This window comes from Ruegeria lacuscaerulensis (assembly GCF_013034685.1).
Classification (GTDB): Bacteria; Pseudomonadota; Alphaproteobacteria; order Rhodobacterales; family Rhodobacteraceae; genus Ruegeria; species Ruegeria lacuscaerulensis_B.
Genome location: NZ_WQGO01000001.1, coordinates 209,295 through 230,477, shown reverse-complemented (window position 1 = coordinate 230,477; position 21,183 = coordinate 209,295). Strand labels below are relative to the sequence as shown.

Below are 21,183 nucleotides of genomic sequence, written 5' to 3'. Positions count from 1 at the left end.
TTGTCCAACGTTTGCAGGTAGTTGCCAATATTGTGGCAACATAAAGGCAATTTTGTGTGAACTTTTCCCTATTTGGGCGAGGCCGCCAAACCCTAACCTGAGGTCACTACTCGAAAGGAGAATACCATGACTGGTTCCAAATTCCTTCTTGCGGCAACAGTGATTAGTACTGTTTTTCTGGCGGCCTGCTCGGCACCAGGTGTTTACCCGGTTTCAGGGCAGTCAGTTTCGGCAACCGACCCCGTCAAAGACATGGATGCGCCGATCTATATGTATAGAGGCGAGTTGCGCTAACGTGCTGTCGCTGGGGGGCTGACAAAAGACTGCTATCAGAGCTTCTTGCTCATCAATACATAGCGATCGCGCGGTTTGAAGCCGGTGCGCAGATATAGGTTCTGCGCGGTTTCATTGGTGCGGTCGACCTCAAGGTGCAGGGCGGTCAGCCCGGCACTGGCAAGGGCTTTGGGCAGGTCCAGCAGCACCTCGGTGGCGATGCCGCGACCCCGCACGGCGGGGCGGATGTAAATCTCGTCGATAAAGGCGTCCATTCCGCCGAACTCGACAGACCACCCAAAGGTCAAAACCGCGTATCCAAGCGGTGCACGCGCCGGACCGATCAAATATACGCAGCCATGGGGAATACCGTCCAGCAGCGGTGCCAGCGCGTTGCGCCGGTGATCAGCGTCCTGATCGATGCCCGCTTCGGCGTGAAAGGCGGCGACAAGGGTCATCAGACGGCCCAGATCCTCAGGCCGGGCGAGTTTAAGTGCCGCACTCATAGTCGAGCCAGCCGTTCGGTTAGCAGATCGAAGAACCCTTGTGCATCGACGCTGCCCATGAACATGGCGTTTGCCGGGCGATCTGTGACGCGCCACCAATCGGCAACGGTCATGCCCAGTGTCAGCTCGGACTGGGTCTCGATCTCGACATTGATGTGACGGCCCGAGAACAGCTCAGGCCGGATCAGATAGGCGGTGACGCAGGGATCGTGCAGGGGTGCGCCCTCCGATCCGTATTTTTCCTTGTCGAACCGTTCGAAGAAATCAGTCATCTCGGCCACTGCGTGTCCGACCTTGCTGTCCAGCGCGCGGAAGGCGTCGTTGCGGTGTGGCGTGACCAGCGCGTCATGGGTCACGTCCAGTGGCATAACAACGATGTGCGCGCCGGATTTGAACACGATATCAGCGGCTTCAGGGTCGACATAGATATTGAATTCCGCCGCCGGAGTGATGTTGCCGACCTCAAAGTACGCCCCACCCATCAGCACGATTTCCTGTACCCGGTCAACGATATCGGGGGCCTTGGTGAAAGCCGTCGCAATATTGGTGAGCGGCCCCAGAGGGCATAGAGTCACCGTGCCCGGCTCATGCGCGCGCAGGGTGTCGATGATGAAATCGACCGCGTGCCCTTGGGCCAACGGCATTTGCGGATCGGGCAGAACGGGACCGTCCAGTCCGGTTTTGCCGTGCACATGTTCTGCTGTGACCAAAGGGCGGTTCAGCGGCCGATCACAGCCTGCATAAACCGGCACGTCCGTGTGGCCGGCCAGTTCGCAGACGATGCGCGCGTTCTTGGCGGTTAGCTCCAGCGGCACGTTCCCGGCGACGGCTGTTACGCCCAGCAAGTCGATTTCATCCGGGCTGGCCAGCGCCAACAGGATGGCAACGGCGTCGTCCTGACCGGGGTCGGTGTCGATAATGATTTTGCGCGGCATGGGTGTCTCCGGGGGTCGTGAAGGGCGGACACTCGCAAGTGTCACAGCACTTGTCCAGCGGTTTCAGACCCCCGTGGCGACATCCACCGGCGGGAGTTTGCCATTGGCGCGATGCTCCTCGGTTTTCACCTCGTCCCACAGCGCGTCCATCTCAGCCAGATCGCTTTGGCTGGGTGTTTTACCGCGTTCGGCCAGACGGGATTCGACCTGTTCAAACCGGCGAGTGAACTTGGCATTGGTGCGGCGCAGGGCGGCTTCGGGCTCGATCCCCAGATGACGGCCCAGATTGACGATCACAAACAGCAGATCGCCGAATTCGTCTTCGAGTGCATCGGCATCCATGCTGTCGCGGGCCTCTTCCAGTTCGGCGGCCTCTTCGGTGATCTTGGCTAGAACATGGCTGGCGTCGGGCCAGTCGAACCCCACGCGCGCGGCGCGTTTTTGCAGCTTGTGCGCGCGCAGCAGGGCAGGCAGGTTCGCGGCCACACCGTCTAGCGCGCCTTTCTGTTCCTTACCTGCACGTTCCGCTGCCTTGATCGTTTCCCAATCCAGCGTCTGCTGTTCGGCAGACTTGTCGCGGGATTCGTCACCGAACACATGTGGGTGACGCGCAACCATCTTGTCGGACATGGTGCGGACCACGTCTTGAAAGGTGAAATGCCCAGCTTCTTCAGCCATTTGTGCGTGAAAGACCGATTGGAACAGCAGGTCGCCCAACTCTCCCTTCAGCTCGTCATAAGCCTCGCGTTCGATAGCATCAGCGACCTCATAGGCTTCTTCGATCGTGTATGGGGCAATGGTCGCAAAATCCTGCTCGATATCCCACGGACAGCCAGTCTGCGGGTCGCGCAGGCGGCGCATGATCTCCAGCAGACGTTCGATGCCTGCGTCTTTATCGTGGATCAGAGGATTTTCGGCCATTGCGAACCCTTTCGTTCCGGTGTCAGATGCATCCATTCCGCAGACCGCAACAGGAGTCCACCCCAGATGCCCGTCGTCAACCGAATTGCCGATTATACCGCCGATATGACCGCGTGGCGGCAGCACCTGCATACGATCCCTGAACTGAAATTCGAATGCCATGAAACGGCAGCTTTCGTGGCCGAGCGTCTGCGTGAATTCGGTGTGGACGAGATTCACGAGGGGATCGCGACCACCGGCATCGTCGCCATTATCAACGGGCAGGGCGAAGGGCCTACCATCGGTCTGCGCGCTGATATGGATGCGCTGCCGATCCCTGAGGAAACCGGGGTGGACTATGCCTCGACCAAGCCGGGGAATATGCACGCCTGCGGTCACGACGGACATACGACAATGCTGCTGGGCGCGGCGCGCTATCTGGCCGAGACGCGGAATTTTTCGGGCCGCGTGGCCCTGATCTTTCAACCCGCCGAAGAGGATGGCGGCGGCGCGGGCGTCATGGTCGAGGAAGGCATCATGGAGCGGTTCGACATCTCTCAGGTCTACGCCCTGCATAATGCGCCGGGCGTGCCCGAGGGGATGTTTCAGACCAATACCGGTCCGATCATGGCTGCGGTGGACACGTTTGAAGTTCATATTCAAGGTGTCGGCGGCCACGGGGCGATGCCGCATGAAACCCGCGATCCTGTGATGGCGGCCTGCGGGATTGCGCAGGCGATTCAGACCATTGTCAGTCGCAACAACTATGCGCTGGACGATCTGGTGGTCTCGGTCACTCAGATCCATACCGGTTCTGTGAACAACGTGATCCCTGATACTGCCTATATCAACGGTACCGTGCGCACCTTTGATCCGAATGTACAGAAGATGGTGATGGATCGAATGGCGCAGATCGTGGAGGGTCAGGCGCAGTCTTACGGGGTCGAAGCTCGGCTGGATTATGAGGTCAATTACCCCGCCACGATCAACGACGCCGCCAAGGCTGAATTCGCCGCCGATGTGGCGCGCGATATCTCGGGGGATGAGCGCGTGCTGACCGAGGTTCCGCCGATGATGGGGGCCGAGGATTTCTCATTCATGCTACAATCGCGCCCCGGTGCCTATCTGTTTGTGGGGCAGGGTGATGGCGCCGGGCTGCACCATCCGAAATACAACTTCAACGATGAGATCGCGCCCATCGGGGCATCCTTCTTTGCGCGGATCGTCGAAAAGGCACAGCCACTGGGCTGATAAGGAAAAGACATGGGACTGGAAGACGCAAAAACTCAGGTGGATGAGGCATTCACCAACCCCGACCTCAAGGGGCTGTCGTTCGAGAATACCTTTGGTGGAGCGACGTCGTTTCTGCGGCGACTATACACCAAGGATTTGAAAGGGGTGGACATCGCCGTGACCGGCGTGCCGTTCGATCAAGCGGTGACGAACCGCCCCGGCACCAGGCTGGGCCCGCGCGCAATCCGCGAGGCCAGCGCGCTGCAATCGCCCGATGCGCCCTATGGCTGGCCCTTCGATGCGCTCAGCGAGTTGGCCATCGTAGATTATGGCGACATGGCCTATGACTATGCCAATATCCCAGCCTTCCCCGACAGGCTGACCGACCATATCCGCACCATTCTGGCAGCTGATGTCGCTTCGGTCACTTTGGGCGGGGATCACTATATCAGTTTCCCGATCCTGAAAGCCTATGCCGAGAAATACGGGCCCATGTCGCTGCTGCAATTCGATGCGCATACGGACACATGGGCCGATGACGACATGACCCGCGTGGATCACGGCACGATGTTCTACAAGGCGGTGAAATCGGGGATCGTGGACCCCAAGCGATCCGTTCAGGTGGGTATCCGAACCACTAACGAAGACACTCTGGGCGTCAACATCATCGATGCGCGCGAGGTCTACGAATCCGGCCCGGCCGCCGTGGCGCAAAAGATCAAAGAGATCATGGGCGACAGCCCCGTTTATCTGAGCTTTGACATCGACGGATTGGATCCCGCTTTTGCCCCCGGCACCGGTACACCCGTCTGGGGTGGTCTGAGTTCTATTCAGGCGCAGATCATCTTGCGTGACATTGCCGGGATCAACATCAAGGGCGGCGATGTAGTCGAGGTCTCTCCGCCTTTTGATACCTCGGGCGCGACGGCGATCGCCGGTGCCCATGTGGCGACGCAGATTATTTGTCTTTTGGGATGGAACAAACTGCAGCCTTAACCATTGGTTAGCCATCTTTCCGGTATCACCTTAGCCAAAAGGTCGGACGGGAGAGATACGGGCATGACACAGTTTAACCAACCCCTCAGCGGCAATGATCTGGCGCGGTTTTCGGGGCCGAACACGTTCATGCGCCTGCCGCAGGCGGAGTCTCTGGCGGGGCTGGATGTGGCCGTGCTGGGCATACCGATGGATATCGGCACCTCGTGGCGGTCGGGCACGCGGTTCGGGCCAAAACAGATCCGCGCCGAAAGTGCGATGATACGGCCCTATAACATGGCCAGTTTTGCCGCGCCCTTTGACAGCCTTCAGATCGCCGATATTGGCGATCTTGCGATCAACACGTTTTCACTGGCAGAAAGCCTGAAGATCATCAAGGAAAGCTATGACGCCATTCTGGCGCAGGGGGTGACGCCAGTTGCGATGGGCGGCGATCATTCGATCACCCTGCCAATCCTGCGGGCGATCGCGGCCAAGCACGGGCCTGTGGCGCTGGTGCATGTGGATGCGCACGCCGACGTGAATGACGAGATGTTTGGCGAGCGTGAAACCCATGGCACCGTCTTCCGCCGCGCCTATGAAGAGGGCCTGATCGTCCCCGACAAGACCTTTCAGATCGGCATTCGCGGCTCGGGCTATGCGGCGTCAGATTTCACCCAGGCCAAGGGCTGGGGTTTCAAGCAATTCCCCGCGTGGGAGTTGTGGCAGCAGAACCTGACGGTAATCGGCGCGCAAATTCGCAATGAGATCGGAGAGCATCCGACCTATATCACCTATGATATCGACAGCCTTGATCCGGCCTTTGCGCCCGGCACCGGTACGCCTGAGATCGCCGGATTGACCACGCCGCAAGCTCTGCAATTGCTTCAAGCTTTGAGTGGGGTGAACGTGGTGGGCTGCGATCTGGTCGAGGTGTCTCCGCCCTATGACCCTGCGGGGACGACGGCGCTGACGGCGGCAAACCTGCTTTTCGAACTGCTATGCATCCTGCCTAGTGTGACGTCACGGTAAGGGGGCGCTTGGTGCCTTGCCGGGCGCTAAGAACCAAATAGGTTCTGCGGAAACACGAGGTTCAGGATGAAGAAGATGGTCGTTTGGGTGCTAGTCGGGGCTGTTGTGGCTCTGTGGGTTTATATCCGTCTCGCACCCTCTGACCCTGCCCAATGGCATATGCCGCTGACTGCAACGGCGGATACGGATATGCAAGGCGGCGTCATTCGCATCGTTGAAACCGGGCCGGAAGGTCTTGCCCGACTGGACGACATCGCGCAGGCCACGCCGCGCACTACCGTGCTGGCCGGGTCAGTGGATGAGGGGATGATCACCTACATTACCCGCAGCAAAGTGATCGGCTTTCCCGACTACACCACGGTCCAGCAAGACGGCGATACCCTACGCATCCATGCACGCCTGCGCTTTGGGCGATCAGATTTTGGGGTAAACCGAGACCGAGTTGATGAGTGGCTTGCTGCGCTCCAACCCTGAGGACAAACACCCCTCGGACACCTCGCGCCACATTGGCACGTTCAGCGACATCTGACACTGTGCCATGAACATGCGGCCATCGACCTGCAAGCAGATCATCTCACCCAAATCCACGCGTGCACCTGATTTGTCTGTGCAATAGCAGTCGCGCACCTTGCCGTCCGGCCCGACGTAATCCGCCATGGCAGGCACCGCAAACAGCGATAAAACGAAAACCAACCCCTTCATGTCGGCTATCTTAGCACAAGCTCGGCCCTTGACCAAAGCGGCATATTAGGGGACACCGCCCAGATGATCCCCGAAGAACGCCTTGAGCAGATAACCCAGCGATTCCAATACCTCGAAGCGGCCATGTCCGATGGTGCCTCGGGTGGAGATATTGCGGCCTTGGCCAAGGAGTATTCGGATCTCAAGCCCGTGGTTGATCAGATCATGGCCTGGCGGCAGCTGCGGGCCGATTTGGCCGAGGCCGAGGCAATGCTGGCCGACCCCGACATGAAGGAACTGGCCGAAGAGGAAATTCCTGATCTTCAGGCCCGTATCCCGCAAGCAGAACATGCGCTGCAATTGGCGCTGTTGCCCCGAGACGAGGCCGACGCACGCCCAGCGATGCTGGAAATCCGACCGGGCACGGGTGGGGACGAGGCCGCATTGTTCGCAGGCGATCTGTTGCGCATGTATCAGCGTTACGCCGAGGCGCGCGGCTGGCGGTTTGAGATCATCGAAGAACAGGCCTCCGATCTGGGTGGCATCAAAGAGGTGGTGGCCCATATCAAGGGCGAGAACGTCTTTGCCCGGATGAAGTACGAATCCGGCGTGCACCGGGTGCAGCGCGTGCCCGAAACCGAAAGCGGGGGGCGGATTCATACCTCGGCAGCCACCGTGGCCGTTTTGCCCGAGGCTGAGGATGTGGACATTCAGGTCGACGCCAATGACATCCGTATCGACACCATGCGCAGCTCGGGCGCGGGGGGACAGCATGTGAACACTACCGACTCGGCGGTGCGCATTACCCACCTTCCGACCGGGCTGGTTGTGACCAGTTCCGAGAAGTCCCAGCACCGCAACCGCGAGATTGCCATGCAGGTGCTGAAAACGCGCTTGTATGATTTGGAGCGTCAGCGGATCGACAGCGAACGCTCGGCCGATCGGGCCAGTCAGGTGGGGTCCGGAGACCGCTCCGAGCGGATCAGGACGTATAATTTCCCGCAGGGCCGCATGACGGATCACCGCATCAACCTGACGCTTTATAAGCTGGATCAGGTGATGCAGGGCGATTTGGACGAAATCATCGACGCTCTGACCGCCGACGATCAGGCGCGTTTGTTGGCCGAGATGGCGCAATGAACGGGCCGCAGACAGCGGCTATGGCTATGGTTGCCGCCACGGCGCGGCTGCGTGCGGCGGGGGTCGATGATCCGGCGCGCGATGCGCGTGTTCTGCTGGCCCATGCCGCCCGGATCGAGGCCAGCCGTGTCACCCTGATCGCGCCCGAAGAATTGGCCCCGGAAATCGCCGAACGCTATGATCAGTTGATCGCGCTGCGGGCCATTCGGGTCCCGGTGTCGCATCTGCTGGGCGAGCGTGAATTCTACGGCCGTCGGTTCCGTGTCAGCCGCGATGTTCTGGACCCACGCCCCGAGACAGAGACCTTGATCGAAGCCGCCCTGAGCGAGCCGTTCGATCACGTTCTGGACCTGGGCACAGGTTCGGGCTGTATTCTGATCACTTTGCTGGCTGAACGCACCAGCGCGTCGGGCGTTGGCGTTGATCTGAGTGAATCGGCCTGCCTGCAAACCAGTGCGAATGCCGTGCATCACCAGGTACAAGACCGGGTGGAGGTTCTTCAATCTGATTGGTTTGGAAACATTGAGGGTCAATACGACCTTATTGTCTCGAATCCCCCGTATATTTCGCTGTCCGAAATGGAGGCGCTGTCCCCGGAAGTACGCGAGCATGAACCGCGCATGGCTCTGACCGACGAAGGGGATGGGCTTGGGGCGTACAGACGCATCGCCGCCGGTGTGCCTGATTTTCTATTACCGGGCGGGCGGTTGCTGGTGGAAATTGGCCCGACGCAGGGCGCTGCCGTGGCGGCGCTTTTTGATGCGGCAGGTTTGTCTGAGACGCGCGTTATTCCTGATCTGGATGGGCGCGACCGCGTCGTTTTCGCCAGAATGCCGCAATGACGACACGTTCTGAGGCCGATTTCTGCCGATTGATGTAAAAAAGCAGCGAAAAATGGGACAAACCCCTTGTCTGAACCTGCCGGACATGTTTACTCAGGAATAGTCAGCGAGGTTGACGCCGTTACAGCGCGCCCCTGACGCCAAGCCCAAAAAGTCGACATCGCGTCACAGCTAAAGCCTTTGAGCAGTGTACGTCGCGAGGTGATCGACATCGTAAGACAAGGCTGACGAAAGTAGATGAGATCTTCCAAATCCCGCTCGCGGGCCAAGAATAACCGCAATCGTCCTTCTGGCGGCAACGTTGTAAACCGGGTCTTTGACAGCTCGGGGCCGGAAGGCAAAGTGCGCGGCACGCCCCAGCAGATCATTGACAAGTACAACCAGCTTGCCCGCGATGCGCAGCTGTCCAATGACCGTGTGGCCGCCGAGAATTTCCAGCAACACGCCGAGCATTACCTGCGTCTGTTGAGCGAAGCCCAACGCGAGATGGAAGCCCGCCGCGAAGAGCAGGAGCGGCAGAACCGCGAACGCCAGGCCGAACGTGACCGCGAGCGCGCCGAGCGTCAGGAACGTGAAGCCGCCCGTCAAGCCGACCCCGCAGAGGCTCCGCAGCCTGATGTGATGGGGTTCGCGCCCGAAGATGCGGCACCTGAATCCGGTCTGGTGGAGACACCCGAAAGCAAAGGCGGCGACGCCGCACCTGAGAAGAAAGAAAAACCGGCACGCAAGCCACGTGCGCGCAAGCCCAAGGCCGCGCCCGCTGCGGAAGAACCCGCTGCCGACAAGGGAGATGCTCCAGAGGCGGCTGAGTAATTGGTTTGAATAGCAAAGTTAAGCCTCGGGTTTCGACCCGAGGTTTTTTGTTTCTTGGGGCTGCTTCACTGCACGAGCCAGAGCGCAGAAGGCTTCCAACGGGACCTGTTCGGCCCTTTCGGTGGGTTCTATGCCAGCAGCGCGCAACCTGTCTTCGATATCGGGGGCGACTCCTTTCAACGAGGCACGCAGCATTTTGCGCCGCTGGTTGAAGGCTGCCGCGACAACGCGGGATAGGGTGGCTGCATCTGCCGGAAAACGAGGCTCGGGCAGGGCGGTCAGGTGGACCACCGCGCTGGAAACTTTTGGGGGCGGCGTAAAGGCGCCCGGCGGCAGGGACATGGCGATCCGCGCCTCGGCCCGCCATTGGGCAAGGATGGCAAGGCGGCCATAGGCTTTGCTGCCGGGTTGAGCGACGATCCGCTCGGCCACTTCGCGTTGGAACATCAGGGTGAGGCTTTGCCAGAACGGAGGCCATTCGGGTGGGGTCAGCCAGCGCACCAGCAATTCAGTGCCCACATTGTAGGGCAGGTTCGCGGCAATGCGAATGGGGGGCGTCAGGTGGGCGAGCGGGTTGATTTCAAGCGCATCGCCGTTAATGACCTCTAGCCTGCCCGGATAGGCGGCTGCGATCTCGTTGAGGGCGGTGATACAGCGGGTGTCTTTTTCAACGGCGACGACTTTGCGGGCGCCTTCGGACAGAAGCCCACGGGTCAGGCCGCCGGGACCGGGGCCGATTTCCAGCACGTCACATGTAGTCAGATCACCGGCCTGACGGGCGATCTTGGCAGTTAGGTTCAGATCCAGCAGAAAATTCTGGCCCAGAGATTTGCGGGCCGAAAGCTGGTGTGCAGCGATGACTTCGCGCAGTGGGGGAAGGGTGTCGATGGCGCTCATGATCCGGTTACCGTGGCGCGGGTTGAGGCGGTGCGCCAGTTTTTTTGCCTCCGGCGGGGATATTTTCAGCCAGGTGAAGGGTCAAGTGCTTTGCGCCATGCGTTGAGCGAGTTTCAGGGCTTCGATTAGGCTGGAGGGGTTGGCGATGCCTTGCCCGGCGATGTCCATGGCGGTGCCGTGGTCGGGCGAGGTGCGGATGAAGGGTAGGCCCAGCGTCACGTTTACGCCGCGGTCGAAGTCCAGCGTCTTGATCGGGATCAGCGCTTGGTCGTGATACATCGCGATAGCTGCGTCATAGTGGGAGCGGGCGGCGGCGTGAAACATGGTGTCGGCAGGATGCGGACCGGTGACCGTGTAGTCATAGGTAGGCAGCCTATCGATCAAGGGGCCGATCCAGTCCAGTTCCTCATGCCCCATTTTGCCGCCTTCGCCTGCGTGAGGGTTGAGGCCCGCGATGGCGATGCGAGGGTTCGGGATACCGAATTGGGTGCGTAGGCCATGCGCGGTGATCTCGATCGTGTCTTGCAGGAGGTCAGGGGTCAGTTCCGCATGGACGCGGGACAGCGGAATGTGGATCGTTGCGGGCACCACACGAAGCTGGTCGCTGGCCAGCATCATCACCACCCGTTTGCGACCAGAAAGCGCCGCCAGAAACTCGGTATGGCCGGGATAGGCGAAACCGGCGCCGTCGATCAGTGCCTTTTTGTGGATCGGTGCCGTGCACAGTGCAGAGGCCGCACCGGATTGGACCAGGGATACGCCAAGCTCGATTGCATCAATGACACCTGGCGCGTTGGCGGAGGCAGGGCGGCCCGGAAGAGCGGGTTCGGGAAAGTCAAGCTGCAGGACGGGCAAGGCCGTGGTACAAAGTTTCAATGCCTCGGCTGGATTAGAAATTTTTGCGGTCGGGGTCCCGCCCGGCAAATGCGCTGCGTCTCCGATGAAGAAGAACGGGCAGGTGTCGCGCAGCTCGGCCCAAGCTTTTGCTGCGATTTCAGGGCCGATACCGGCCGGGTCACCGCAGCTTAGCGCGATAGGGGCTGTCATTGCTCGACGATCGTGGCATCGGCGCGCAGCTGCTCCAGAAGGCTTTCGGAAAAGGCTTGCAGGCGCTGTTGCGTCAGGGCGTTGGCGACGTCTGCCCGCGATGTTTCTTCTCCACGGTCCAGTGTGCGCGTGCACAGCATCAGGAAGCGCAGTGTCTGACCATTGTTGCTGGTCAGGGTGGTGGATACCTCGTTGAGGTCCAGCTTGGCCAGTTCCAGCGCTATATCGCGCGGAATCTCAGCTGGTGCGGCCTCAATCCGTTCCAGAACTTCTGGGGGCTGATCCTGTGCGATACCGTAGAGATCGTCGCAGGTATCGACTTTTTCACGCAATTCGGCTGCGCGCGCTAGAGTTGCCGGGCTGCGTCCGCCTGGCAGATTGTAGATTGCGTAATCGATCTTGGAGTACTGTGGCGCGGCTGTTGCGCTTTCCCGGATGCCCCGCATCTGAAACAGTGCGACGGCGTTGGACAGGGATATGGGTTGGGTGATGTCACCGGTCTTCAACCCAAGAATAACCGGCTGCAAAGCGGGCGGAAGCTCGGTCAGGTTCAACCAGTCCAATTGACCGCCATTGGTGCGTGTGCCGGCGGCCGAATATTGCGTTGCCGCCGCTGAAAAGGCATCGAACCCTTCGACCAGAGCGATTTCGTCGGCCAACAATTGCACTTGCGGCAGAGTCTGCGGTGTCACGGGGATGATGATTTCGGAGAGCAAAACCTGAAGGCCGCCGCTGCCCGATTGGCCCAGGGCACGGTTAATCTCATCCTCGGTCGGGCGCGCTTGCGAGATAAACCGGGCGCTGATGAAATCACGCCACGAGAGTTGGTCGGCGATAAAATCACGTACGGTTTCACGTGATACCCCGGCATCAGCAAGGAGTTGCAGGAATTCATCGCTGGAAAGCTGGCCGCGTGCTGCGAACTCGTCAATGCCCAGTTGAACGGCCTCGGGATTGGCCGAGATTCCGGCCTGACGCATGACCTGTCGGCGTAGGCGGTCATCAATAAGGGCCTGGCGGACTTCTTCGTCTGATGCGCCTGGCGCGCCCAGAACGGTCAGGAATTGCTGGCGTTGATCCAGTTCGTACCAGGTGACGATATCCTGATTGACCTTGATTGCAGGCGAGAACAGGCTTTGGGCCTGCGTTTGCGGAGCGACGAAAGCAAGGACAAGCGCGGTCAAAACCGGAGCAACCGGTTTAAGCCAACCGGAACGAAGGAAACTTGAGAAACCTGGAATCAACTGCATCTTCTCTTGAACTGTTGGCCACTGCCTTCAACGGAATATCCCGTCAAAGCTACGGTAAAGCCGAATTCTGTCGAAGGCTCAATACTTGATGACGAAGTAAAGCGCCTGCTGACACTCATGTTAACTTGTACGCATTCGTTGCGGTAGGTGACGCCAAGCCCGTATCGGATCGGCTCGGATTCACTAATGTCATATCGGGCGAGGGCCTGGGTCAGCCAGTTTTGGTCAATTGTATAGCGCCCGTCCAAACGTATTTCCGATATCTCGTCGTCGATATTTTCATCCGGGTCGGGTTCTTGCCAGACGTAACTTCCTACGATCCCAACGGTTTCCCTTTGCCAGGCCGCGCGCATCTCGGCCTTGGCGAAGCTGAAATCGCCGTTCAACAGACCGCGCCCCGCGAGGGACCAACCATTGGCGGTTTGCAGCTGCCCGGCCAGCAACAGATCGGACGAGGTTCCCTGCAAGCCCGAGGTCAGGTTGAACTCGGGGTCTGCATCTGCGCGATAGACCTGCCCGACTGTAACCAACGCACGGCGACCATTGCCCGCATATCGGGACCAGTTGAGCCCGAATACGCCCGTGACCCCATCCTCGCGCCTGTCGGGTGCGGGAAAGCGCGACAGGGACAAAAGGTTCCCTTGGTCGAATTCCTGAAAGGTGCTTTCATCCAGTGGCACATCATTGGTCGAAACCTGGGTCCAACCGACCTGCGCAATCGGCTCCAGCACCTGTGTTGCCCCGCTTTGTTCGCGGCGTGCCATCGGATAGCGCAGGGTCAGCGCGGTGCGCGGCGTGGTGCGCGTCACCTGATCGGGAAAATTGCTGTCATGGCGAATGTTGAATGTGTCCACAGACGCACCCAGTTGCGCGTCGGCACGCAGCCCGGATGCAAAAGTCCAGCTGCGAAGCCATTCCGCATCGAATGTCGCCCGTGCGACGTCGCGGCCCAGCACGTCTTCGTCGCTGGTGCGCTCATGCGCGTGGGTCTCGACACCTAGCCGTACTTCGCCTCCGACCGATTTGGGAAACAGGCGTTTCTCGTAGAACAGATCGAAGATGCGCGATGGGATTTCATCTTGATCTTCACTGTCGCGCAGGGTTTTGAAGTGGATAAAGCTGGTGCGGAATGCGGTATCGCGCTCGTACCGTTCCAATGCAATTTCACTGCGCAGGCGGTCGAATTCGGGCAGGCCATAATCGGCCAGATACGCGTCGTCCGACGTGGTTTGCAGGTTGAAACTGAGCAGATATCCGTCGTTAAGCCCAAAATATCCGTTTGCAAATAAGAACCCGCGATCCTCACCGGGTTCCAGATCGTCACGTGTATACGCGCCATCTATTTCAATCCGCCCCCGCTTGAATGCCTGCCGATAACGATAGCCCAGCGTTTTGGTTTCGGGCGAGATATAAGGCGTTAGCGTCAGATCCCGGTGATCACCCAGCTTGAAGAAATAGGGAACCTGAACTCCGGTCCCAAGCTGCGATGTGGTGCGGATCGACGGCACCAGAAACCCCGTGGCGCGGTCCAGCGTCGGATCGGGAAGGCGCAGATAAGGGAAGTAGAAGACAGGCAGGTCCAGAATCCTGAACTGTGCGCCTTCGAAGTATAGTTGCCGCTCCAACTGGTCATGCGTGACTTTCCGCGCCCGGATCTGCCAAAGAGGCGGCCTGCCGTCCGAACAGATATGACAGGATGTGGCAGAGACCTTGTCGAACTGCGTATACCGTCCGCCCGCGCGTTTGGCCTGAACGGATGCAATCTGCACCTGCTGTTCGAACACCATCCGCGCACCTATCAGCAGGCCGTTTTGGATGCCGCTGTCCAACGTGGCCGAATCCGCCAGAATCGTGGTTGTCCCGGCCTGATCAATGCGCACGGGGCCTTCCAGATTCAGCTCGCCGGTGTCGCGGTTATACGTGATCCGGTTGGCGGTGACTTTGGCGTCGCCCTGAAACGCCTCGACATTGCCCTCAGCCACCAGAACGCGGTCGGGGGTGATAAAGATCTTGTCGGCCACCAGCAACGCCGGTTCATCCTGTTGCGCCTGATCCTGCGTTGGGGCGGCCGTAGGCTGTACTTGCGCTGTCGCAACTACTGGCAGTGTGAGCGCGACGGCACCAGACAACAATAAACGCGCGAAAAGACGCATCAGCCGTCCTCCGCGTGTAAAAGGAGGCCGAGCGACAAAAGAATGGCTGCAAATGGCGGAGCCCAGGCCGCGACGAAGATAGGCAATTGTCCGTTTTCTCCCAGAATTTGGGCAAAGTTTCTTACGAAGTAGATGGCGAATCCCAGCAGAACCGCCGACAGTACCGCGATCCCGGTGCCTCCGAACCTTACATGGCGCATGGTGAAGGCGGCCCCGATCAGGACCATTGCCACCAGAAAGAAGGGCCGGGCAAGCTGAACTTGCAGCCAGACCTCATATTGTTTGGTCGAAAACCCCGCTTCACCCAAATCGCGGATCAGTTCTGGCAGGTCATAGACCGACACGGATCCCTGATCGCCCAATGTATCCAGAATACGCTGACGGGTGAGCGAGGTCGGAATCTCCAGCCTTTCATGCTCTGTCGCGTTGGTTTCAGGATTGACGCCTTGGATCAACGGCCAAACCTTTGCGTTGCTGAGGATCCAATTCCCGTCCTTAAGTTCAGCCGCGTCTGCCTGGATCTGCTGGTTCGGTGTCCCGTCAGGTGAAAAGGTGATGATTGTCACCTCGTTCAGGACCAAAGTGTTCCCATTTGCGGTGCCCCGCGCGTGGATCACCGATTGTCCATTGCGCGAGCCCTGTCGCAACCACAGGCCTTCGCTGCTGATCGAAAAGGCCGAACTTCCGTTGTTGCGGTAGCTGTCGGACAGGCGTTGATATTCCTCGGACGTGGCAGCCGCAATGGGATTCAGCAGGGCGACCGCTCCTGCGCCGATGACCAGCGCCAGCGTGGCGGGCGCGAGCAGTGCGCGAATGCCTGACCGACCGATGGCGCGTGTCACCACCAGTTCCGAACTGCGGGCCAGACCGACAAAAAGCGCGATTGTGGACAGGATCACCAAAAGGGGCAGCATCTCGCTGATGGCAGCGGGGGTATTCAGCAGGGTCAAATGCAGCAACCGTCCGAAGGACAGGTTTTCGTCGTCAAAGCGGCGCACCTGTTCGATCAGGTCGATCAGAATCAGCAGGGTCAGGAAAATCGCGCCGATGACTAAAAAACTCTGCATGAAGCGGCGGGCGAAGTAGCGGTCGAGGATCATGCCGCCCATCCTGCCGGACCAATATTTGTGGGAGGCAACGGATCGGACTCACCGCGGGCCGCGCTTATATGCGACGGCATATGCCTGCCCCGTCTTACCACTGCACTCTCCCACCAACCTGCCGGAATTTTTTCGCGACTGTACTGCAAATGCCTGTCGGGGAAAACTGCTATCTGGTCAAGCCGGGCAGCGCGGGCTAGGTCTTGGGAAACAGATTTTCAGGAGTTCGCCATGAGCAGTCTTATCCCGATCCAGTTTCAGTCTTTCGACATCGACGTAATGGCACAGGCCGAGGGGCGCGTGGCGATAATCATCACGGACGATGGCAAGATGGGCCCAGCGGCACGGCGTGCCAATCGTCTGACCCGTGGAGCCGTCGCACGACTGGTGGAAAGCGAACGCTTCGGCAAGGTGAAAAGCGGTGACGTGATCACGCTGGCTTGGCCCGGAGGAATGGTGGCCGAGGCACTCGACATCCTGATTCTGCCCCGCCGTCCTGATCCGGCCGAGGCCCGCAAGGGCGGTGTTGCGCTGGCCAAACTGGCAGGCGGCAAAGCGCTATTGGTCATGGCGGCGAACCAGATTAGGACCGAGGAACTGGCCCTTGGTATCGCCCTTCGCAGCTATGATTTCGATGCGCACAAGACAAAAGATGCCGACGCGGCCGCTCCGGTCACGATCGCGCATCAAAAACCCGATGAGGTCGAGGTGGCATTTGCGCCGCTCTACGCCATTGCCGACGGCGTGCGGATGACGCGCGACTTGACCAATGAGCCTGCAAACGTTCTGACCACCACCGAATTCGCCGATCGCTTGGTCGAAATGCAGGAACTGGGCCTTGAGGTCGAGGTTCTGGAAGAGGACAAGCTCGAAGAACTGGGGATGCGCACATTGCTGAGCGTCGGGCAGGGCTCGGTTAGCCCCTCGAAGGTTGTGGTGATGCAGTGGAACGGTGGCGACAAGGGCGATTCTCCGCTGGCGCTGGTGGGCAAAGGCGTTGTGTTCGATACCGGCGGGATTTCGTTGAAACCTGCGGGTGGCATGGAAGACATGACCATGGATATGGGCGGCGCAGGAGTTGTTGCTGGCACCATGCGCGCGCTGGCCAAGCGCAAGGCTAAGGCCAATGTAGTCGGCCTTGTCGGGCTGGTCGAGAACATGCCTTCGGGTAATGCCACGCGTCCCGGCGATGTGGTCAAGTCCATGAAAGGCGACACGGTCGAGATCATCAACACCGATGCCGAGGGTCGATTGGTCCTGTGCGACGTGATGTGGTACGCGCAGGAACGCTTCAGCCCGGTGGGCATGGTCGATCTGGCGACCCTGACCGGCGCGATCATCATCGGTCTGGGGCATGAGAATGCGGGGGTCTTCTCGAACAATGACACGTTCTGCGATGCCTTCCTGAAATCCGCCAAGGCCGAGGATGAGGGCGCGTGGCGGATGCCGTTGGGTGATGCCTATGACAAGCTGTTGAAGTCGCGTATCGCGGATATGAAGAACGTGGGCGGACGGCCTGCGGGCTCAATCACGGCGGCGCAGTTCCTGCAGCGGTTCGTGAAAGAGGAAACGCCGTGGATTCACCTGGATATCGCTGGTGTGGCCTCGGTCGCGTCCGAGACGTCTTATGCGCCCAAAGGGGCAACAGGATGGGGCGTGCGGGCGCTCAGCCGGTTTGTGCAGGACAATTTCGAGTAATCGGATGGGGGCTGTCTATTTCTACCACCTGACCCAACGCCCGCTGGAGCACACTTTGCCGGCGTTGCTGGACAAGGCGCGTCAGGCCGGGTGGCGGATTGCCGTGCGGGGCACTGATCTCGCACGGATGGACTGGCTGGATGAAAAACTGTGGCTGGGGCCCGAGGATGGGTTCCTGCCGCATGGTCTTGCGGGAGGTCCGCATGACGCGGATCAGCCCATCTTGCTGACCACCGGCCCGCAGGCTGGCAACGATCCGGCTTGTGTGATGGCCGTTGACGGTGCCGCTGTTGCCCCGGACGAAGTGAACGCGTTGGAGCGGGTATGCATCCTGTTCGACGGCAATGATGAACAGGCGGTGCAGCACGCGCGGGGGCAGTGGAAAGCACTGACTGACGCAGGTTGTTCGGCGCAATACTGGTCCGAGGCTTCGGGTCGATGGGAGAAGAAGGCCGAGGCTTAGGCCCTGCCGTACAGATTTCAGGAGAGTGATAAATGGAAATGAAGCCTTTGGGCCGCACCGGCATCATGGTGACCGATCTATGTCTTGGGACCATGACATTCGGAACCCAGACATCCGAGGCGGACGCCCACATTCAGATGGATATGGCGTTGGAGGCCGGGATCAATTTCGTCGACGCAGCCGAGATGTATCCGGTTAACCCGATCTCGGCCGAAACGGTGGGGCGCACCGAAGAGATCTTGGGGAACTGGAACGCGGCAAACCCGTCGCGCCGCAGTGACTATGTGCTGGCGACCAAACATTCAGGAGCAGGGTTTACGCATGCGCGGAACGGGTCTCCAATCTCTGCCCAAACCATTCCAGAGGCGGTCGAGGGATCCCTGCGGCGGTTGAAGACGGACTGCATCGACCTTTACCAATTTCACTGGCCAAACCGGGGCAGCTACATGTTCCGCCAGAATTGGACCTTTGCGCCGGCAGGTGACAACACCGACGAAGTGCTGGCCAACATGCAGGAGTGTCTGGAGGCGCTGCAGGTGCAGGTGAACAAGGGCAATATCCGCGCCTTTGGCCTGTCCAACGAAAGCGCTTGGGGCACCGCGCAATGGTTACGCTTGGCTGAGGCAGGGGCGGGGCCACGGGTGGCTTCGGTTCAGAATGAGTATTCACTGCTTTGTCGGCATTTCGATACCGATATGGCCGAGTTGAGCGTGCATGAGGATGTGGGATTGATGGCGTTCTCACCTTTGGCTGCGGGGTTCCTGACTGGTAAGTATCAGGGCGGTGCGGTGCCCGACGGATCGCGCATGTCGATCAATGCCGAGATGGGTGGGCGCAAGTCAGATCGTGTGTTTGACGCGGTTGCGGCCTATCTTGATATTGCAGATCGGCATGGGCTGGACCCGGTCCAGATGTCGCTAGCATGGTGCCAGACACGGAAGTTCATGTTGTCGGCAATATTCGGGGCCACGACGGTCGAGCAACTGGAACGTATCCTTGCGGGTAAGGATCTTGAGTTGTCCTCGGAAGTTTTGAGCGAGATCACCGCGGCCCATCGCGCCTTTCCGATGCCGTACTAGGTTTCGCGGTGGGTCGGGGGCTCTACCCCCGCCGCCCTTTACGGGCGTCTCCCCCGGGGATATTTTTGGCCAGATGAAAGCGGATCCGGTCAGTGATGGGTGGGGTGCGCGCGTTCTTGTCTTAGGTCACGGGCCGACAGGCCGTGGGCCGTGCGGAAGGCGCGGGCGAAGCTTGATTGCGAGGCAAAGCCTGTGGCCAGTGCTACGTCCATCAGCGGCATGTCAGTATCTGTGACCAGACGGCGGGCCTCGGCCAGGCGCAGTTGCAGGTAGTGGTCTTGCGGCGTGGTGTTCAGGCGCAGGCGGAATTGCTGTTGCAGGGTGCGGGGGCTGGTACCCAGTGTCTCGGCTATGTTGGTAAGCGGCAGGGGGTCATCCAGCGCGGATTGCATCAGGCTGTTGGCTTTGGCCGTCAGCGCTGTGTGGCGGTGTGGGGCGCCGGTGCGGCTTTGCGGTTTGCTGGGGTCGGGCGCGCCGTCATAGAGGAATAGGCCCGAGACGCGTGCGGCGAAGCCTGCGCCGTGGCGGGCGGCGATGATATGCAGCATCATTTCGACCGCTGGGATTGCGCCGCCTGAGGTGAGGCGGTTTTGCGAGACAGCGAACCGGTCGGGGCGGACGTCGACTTCGGGGAAACGGGCTGCGAAATTATCCAGGTCTTCCCAATGGGTTGTTGCGGCGTGGCCGTCCAGCAGGCCTGCTTCGGCCAGTAGCCAGGGGCCTCCGTCGATGCCTGCCATTGTGGCGCCGGTGTTTGCGATCCGGCGGAGACCTGCCAGCAGGCTGGGGGTTGCGTGGCGCGCCAGTTGGAAGCCTGCGACCACGATCATCAGGTCGCAGCTTTGCAGGCGCGCCAGCGGGATACCCGGTACGGTCAGTGCGCTGGTCAGCATCGCGGGCTGGGCCGTGGCGGTGACATAATCCCAATCAAATGCCGGACGATCCGCCAGACGGTTGGCCGCGCGCATCGGATCAACGGCGGATGCAAAGCTGAGCGTGTTGCAGTCGTCCAGCACCAGCACCGCCGTTTTCAGGGCACGATGTTCGGGCTGCAGTATGTTTTTTGCGGATTTCATCAAGTTCGATTCGCATTCTGGCAAGTGTTTTCACAATGCTGCGTCAGAGTCGCGGGCAACGCAAATCGATTGCCGGGGAGAAGTCTGGGGAAAACTCAGGGCAAAACCGGGTATAAGTTGGGGAGAACGCCATGCCTTTGGAAATGAACCGCGAGGTCTTTATCACCTGTGCCGTGACCGGCTCGGGCGGGACGCAGGATCGCAGCCCGCATGTGCCGCGCTCGCCGCAGCAGATTGCCGACAGCGCGATTGCGGCGGCCAAGGCCGGGGCGGCGGTGGTGCATTGCCATGTGCGCGACCCCGAGACCGGCGCACCCAGCCGACGGCTGGACCTGTATCGCGAGGTGACGGACCGGATTCGCGATGCGGATGTGGATGTAGTGCTGAACCTGACGGCCGGGATGGGTGGGGATATCGTGTTCGGCGGCGTCGAGAGCCCGTTTCCGGTGGCTGAGGGCACCGACATGATCGGCGCCTCCGAGCGCGTCGCACATATCGCGGAATGTCTGCCTGAGATTTGCACGCTGGACTGCGGCACCATGAACTTTGCCGAGGCGGATTACGTCATGACCAACACCCCAGGCGCGCTGCGGGCGATGGGGCAGATGATGACGGATATGGGTGTGAAGCCCGAGATTGAGGCTTTTGACACCGGTCATCTGTGGTTCGCCAAACAGTTGGTGAAAGAGGGAATTCTGGAGCCGAACGCTCTGGTTCAGCTGTGTATGGGCGTGCCGTGGGGCGCGCCGGATGATCTGAATACGTTCATGGCGATGGTGAACAATGTGCCTGATGACTGGACGTTCAGTGCGTTTTCCTTGGGGCGGAACCAGATGGCCTATGTGGCGGCTACTGTGCTGGCAGGCGGCAACGTGCGGGTTGGGTTGGAGGACAATCTGTGGCTGGACAAGGGTGTTCTGGCCGAGAACTGGCAGTTGGTCGAGCGTGCGGGGACCATTATCGAGAATATGGGCGCGAAGGTCATTGGGCCTGCTGAGGTGCGCGAGAAGCTGGGTTTGACCAAGCGTGCGCCGGCGGCGAAATAAGCGCGGACTGGGGGCCTGCCCCCAAACCCCCGGGATATTTTTAG

The 21,183-nt window shown here is 60.0% G+C and carries 22 protein-coding genes; 12 read left to right on the top strand and 10 right to left on the bottom strand.

Going from position 1 to position 21,183, the window contains the following annotated elements:
• Nucleotides 1-126: 126 nt before the first annotated feature.
• Nucleotides 127-294, top strand: coding sequence for a hypothetical protein (locus GOV80_RS01145; protein ID WP_170782542.1), 168 nt, complete (start codon nucleotides 127-129; stop codon nucleotides 292-294).
• A gap of 35 nt (nucleotides 295-329) precedes the next feature.
• On the opposite strand, the gene GOV80_RS01140 is transcribed toward GOV80_RS01145, so the two are convergent.
• The 3 genes from GOV80_RS01140 to mazG form a co-directional block, all read right to left on the bottom strand.
• Entirely contained in the window at nucleotides 330-779 is a 450-nt protein-coding gene (locus tag GOV80_RS01140) for a GNAT family N-acetyltransferase (protein ID WP_170782541.1), read from the bottom strand.
• Nucleotides 776-1,714, bottom strand: a complete 939-nt coding sequence (locus GOV80_RS01135) for a nucleoside hydrolase (protein ID WP_170774454.1) — start codon at nucleotides 1,712-1,714, stop codon at nucleotides 776-778. Before GOV80_RS01135 ends, GOV80_RS01140 begins: the two co-directional genes overlap by 4 nt.
• 63 nt (nucleotides 1,715-1,777) lie before the next feature.
• Nucleotides 1,778-2,635: a nucleoside triphosphate pyrophosphohydrolase gene (mazG, locus tag GOV80_RS01130; protein ID WP_170774452.1), complete on the bottom strand. Its 858-nt coding sequence runs from the start codon at nucleotides 2,633-2,635 to the stop codon at nucleotides 1,778-1,780.
• Nucleotides 2,636-2,701: 66 nt separating this feature from the next.
• Here mazG and GOV80_RS01125 point away from each other — a divergent pair, with 66 nt between their 5' ends.
• From GOV80_RS01125 to GOV80_RS01110, 4 genes are all read left to right on the top strand, one after another.
• Nucleotides 2,702-3,865, top strand: a complete 1,164-nt coding sequence (locus GOV80_RS01125) for a M20 aminoacylase family protein (protein WP_170782540.1) — start codon at nucleotides 2,702-2,704, stop codon at nucleotides 3,863-3,865.
• Between the two features lie 12 nt (nucleotides 3,866-3,877).
• Nucleotides 3,878-4,843 (top strand): agmatinase, encoded by a 966-nt coding sequence (gene speB / locus GOV80_RS01120; protein WP_170782539.1) that lies wholly within the window; start codon nucleotides 3,878-3,880, stop codon nucleotides 4,841-4,843.
• Nucleotides 4,844-4,906: 63 nt separating this feature from the next.
• Nucleotides 4,907-5,854: an agmatinase gene (speB, locus tag GOV80_RS01115; protein WP_170774447.1), complete on the top strand. Its 948-nt coding sequence runs from the start codon at nucleotides 4,907-4,909 to the stop codon at nucleotides 5,852-5,854.
• Nucleotides 5,855-5,920: 66 nt separating this feature from the next.
• Complete coding sequence (locus GOV80_RS01110; RefSeq protein WP_170782538.1) at nucleotides 5,921-6,328, top strand: DUF1499 domain-containing protein; 408 nt, start codon at nucleotides 5,921-5,923, stop codon at nucleotides 6,326-6,328.
• Here the strand turns inward: GOV80_RS01110 and GOV80_RS01105 are convergent.
• Complete coding sequence (locus tag GOV80_RS01105; RefSeq protein WP_170774443.1) at nucleotides 6,269-6,556, bottom strand: hypothetical protein; 288 nt, start codon at nucleotides 6,554-6,556, stop codon at nucleotides 6,269-6,271. The two genes, GOV80_RS01110 and GOV80_RS01105, sit on opposite strands and share 60 nt — an antisense overlap.
• A 63-nt stretch (nucleotides 6,557-6,619) precedes the next feature.
• Here GOV80_RS01105 and prfA point away from each other — a divergent pair, with 63 nt between their 5' ends.
• From prfA to GOV80_RS01090, 3 genes are all read left to right on the top strand, one after another.
• Nucleotides 6,620-7,675 (top strand): peptide chain release factor 1, encoded by a 1,056-nt coding sequence (prfA, locus tag GOV80_RS01100; RefSeq protein ID WP_170782537.1) that lies wholly within the window; start codon nucleotides 6,620-6,622, stop codon nucleotides 7,673-7,675.
• Nucleotides 7,672-8,517, top strand: a complete 846-nt coding sequence (gene prmC / locus GOV80_RS01095) for a peptide chain release factor N(5)-glutamine methyltransferase (RefSeq protein ID WP_170782536.1) — start codon at nucleotides 7,672-7,674, stop codon at nucleotides 8,515-8,517. Before prfA ends, prmC begins: the two co-directional genes overlap by 4 nt.
• Nucleotides 8,518-8,754: 237 nt before the next feature.
• Nucleotides 8,755-9,330 (top strand): DUF4167 domain-containing protein, encoded by a 576-nt coding sequence (locus GOV80_RS01090; protein ID WP_170774436.1) that lies wholly within the window; start codon nucleotides 8,755-8,757, stop codon nucleotides 9,328-9,330.
• A gap of 18 nt (nucleotides 9,331-9,348) precedes the next feature.
• On the opposite strand, the gene rsmA is transcribed toward GOV80_RS01090, so the two are convergent.
• From rsmA to lptG, 5 genes are all read right to left on the bottom strand, one after another.
• A complete protein-coding gene (gene rsmA / locus GOV80_RS01085) occupies nucleotides 9,349-10,227 on the bottom strand; it encodes a 16S rRNA (adenine(1518)-N(6)/adenine(1519)-N(6))-dimethyltransferase RsmA (RefSeq protein WP_170782535.1) in 879 nt (292 codons plus the stop codon).
• 81 nt (nucleotides 10,228-10,308) lie between these two features.
• Nucleotides 10,309-11,274, bottom strand: a complete 966-nt coding sequence (pdxA, locus tag GOV80_RS01080; RefSeq protein ID WP_170782534.1) for a 4-hydroxythreonine-4-phosphate dehydrogenase PdxA — start codon at nucleotides 11,272-11,274, stop codon at nucleotides 10,309-10,311.
• Nucleotides 11,271-12,524: a peptidylprolyl isomerase gene (locus GOV80_RS01075; RefSeq protein ID WP_170782533.1), complete on the bottom strand. Its 1,254-nt coding sequence runs from the start codon at nucleotides 12,522-12,524 to the stop codon at nucleotides 11,271-11,273. Before GOV80_RS01075 ends, pdxA begins: the two co-directional genes overlap by 4 nt.
• Complete coding sequence (locus GOV80_RS01070; protein ID WP_170782532.1) at nucleotides 12,515-14,677, bottom strand: LPS-assembly protein LptD; 2,163 nt, start codon at nucleotides 14,675-14,677, stop codon at nucleotides 12,515-12,517. The genes GOV80_RS01075 and GOV80_RS01070 overlap by 10 nt, the downstream gene beginning before the upstream one ends.
• Nucleotides 14,677-15,777 (bottom strand): LPS export ABC transporter permease LptG, encoded by a 1,101-nt coding sequence (gene lptG / locus GOV80_RS01065; RefSeq protein WP_170782531.1) that lies wholly within the window; start codon nucleotides 15,775-15,777, stop codon nucleotides 14,677-14,679. The genes GOV80_RS01070 and lptG overlap by 1 nt, the downstream gene beginning before the upstream one ends.
• Before the next feature lie 231 nt (nucleotides 15,778-16,008).
• Between lptG and GOV80_RS01060 the strand changes: the two genes are divergently transcribed.
• From GOV80_RS01060 to GOV80_RS01050, 3 genes are read left to right on the top strand one after another with little or no spacing between them, the layout of a single operon-like run.
• Complete coding sequence (locus GOV80_RS01060) at nucleotides 16,009-17,475, top strand: leucyl aminopeptidase (protein ID WP_170782530.1); 1,467 nt, start codon at nucleotides 16,009-16,011, stop codon at nucleotides 17,473-17,475.
• Nucleotides 17,476-17,479: 4 nt separating this feature from the next.
• Nucleotides 17,480-17,938 (top strand): DNA polymerase III subunit chi, encoded by a 459-nt coding sequence (locus GOV80_RS01055; RefSeq protein ID WP_170782529.1) that lies wholly within the window; start codon nucleotides 17,480-17,482, stop codon nucleotides 17,936-17,938.
• A 32-nt stretch (nucleotides 17,939-17,970) separates the two neighbouring features.
• Nucleotides 17,971-19,017 (top strand): aldo/keto reductase, encoded by a 1,047-nt coding sequence (locus tag GOV80_RS01050; protein ID WP_170782528.1) that lies wholly within the window; start codon nucleotides 17,971-17,973, stop codon nucleotides 19,015-19,017.
• Nucleotides 19,018-19,106: 89 nt separating this feature from the next.
• On the opposite strand, the gene GOV80_RS01045 is transcribed toward GOV80_RS01050, so the two are convergent.
• On the bottom strand, nucleotides 19,107-20,093 hold the full coding sequence (locus tag GOV80_RS01045; protein WP_170782527.1) for a GlxA family transcriptional regulator: 987 nt from the start codon (nucleotides 20,091-20,093) through the stop codon (nucleotides 19,107-19,109).
• A gap of 131 nt (nucleotides 20,094-20,224) precedes the next feature.
• Here GOV80_RS01045 and bcoG point away from each other — a divergent pair, with 131 nt between their 5' ends.
• Nucleotides 20,225-21,139 carry a 3-dehydrocarnitine:acetyl-CoA trimethylamine transferase BcoG gene (gene bcoG, locus GOV80_RS01040; RefSeq protein ID WP_170782526.1) on the top strand — a complete coding sequence of 305 codons (915 nt, stop codon included), beginning with the start codon at nucleotides 20,225-20,227 and terminating at the stop codon, nucleotides 21,137-21,139.
• Nucleotides 21,140-21,183 lie beyond the last annotated feature (44 nt).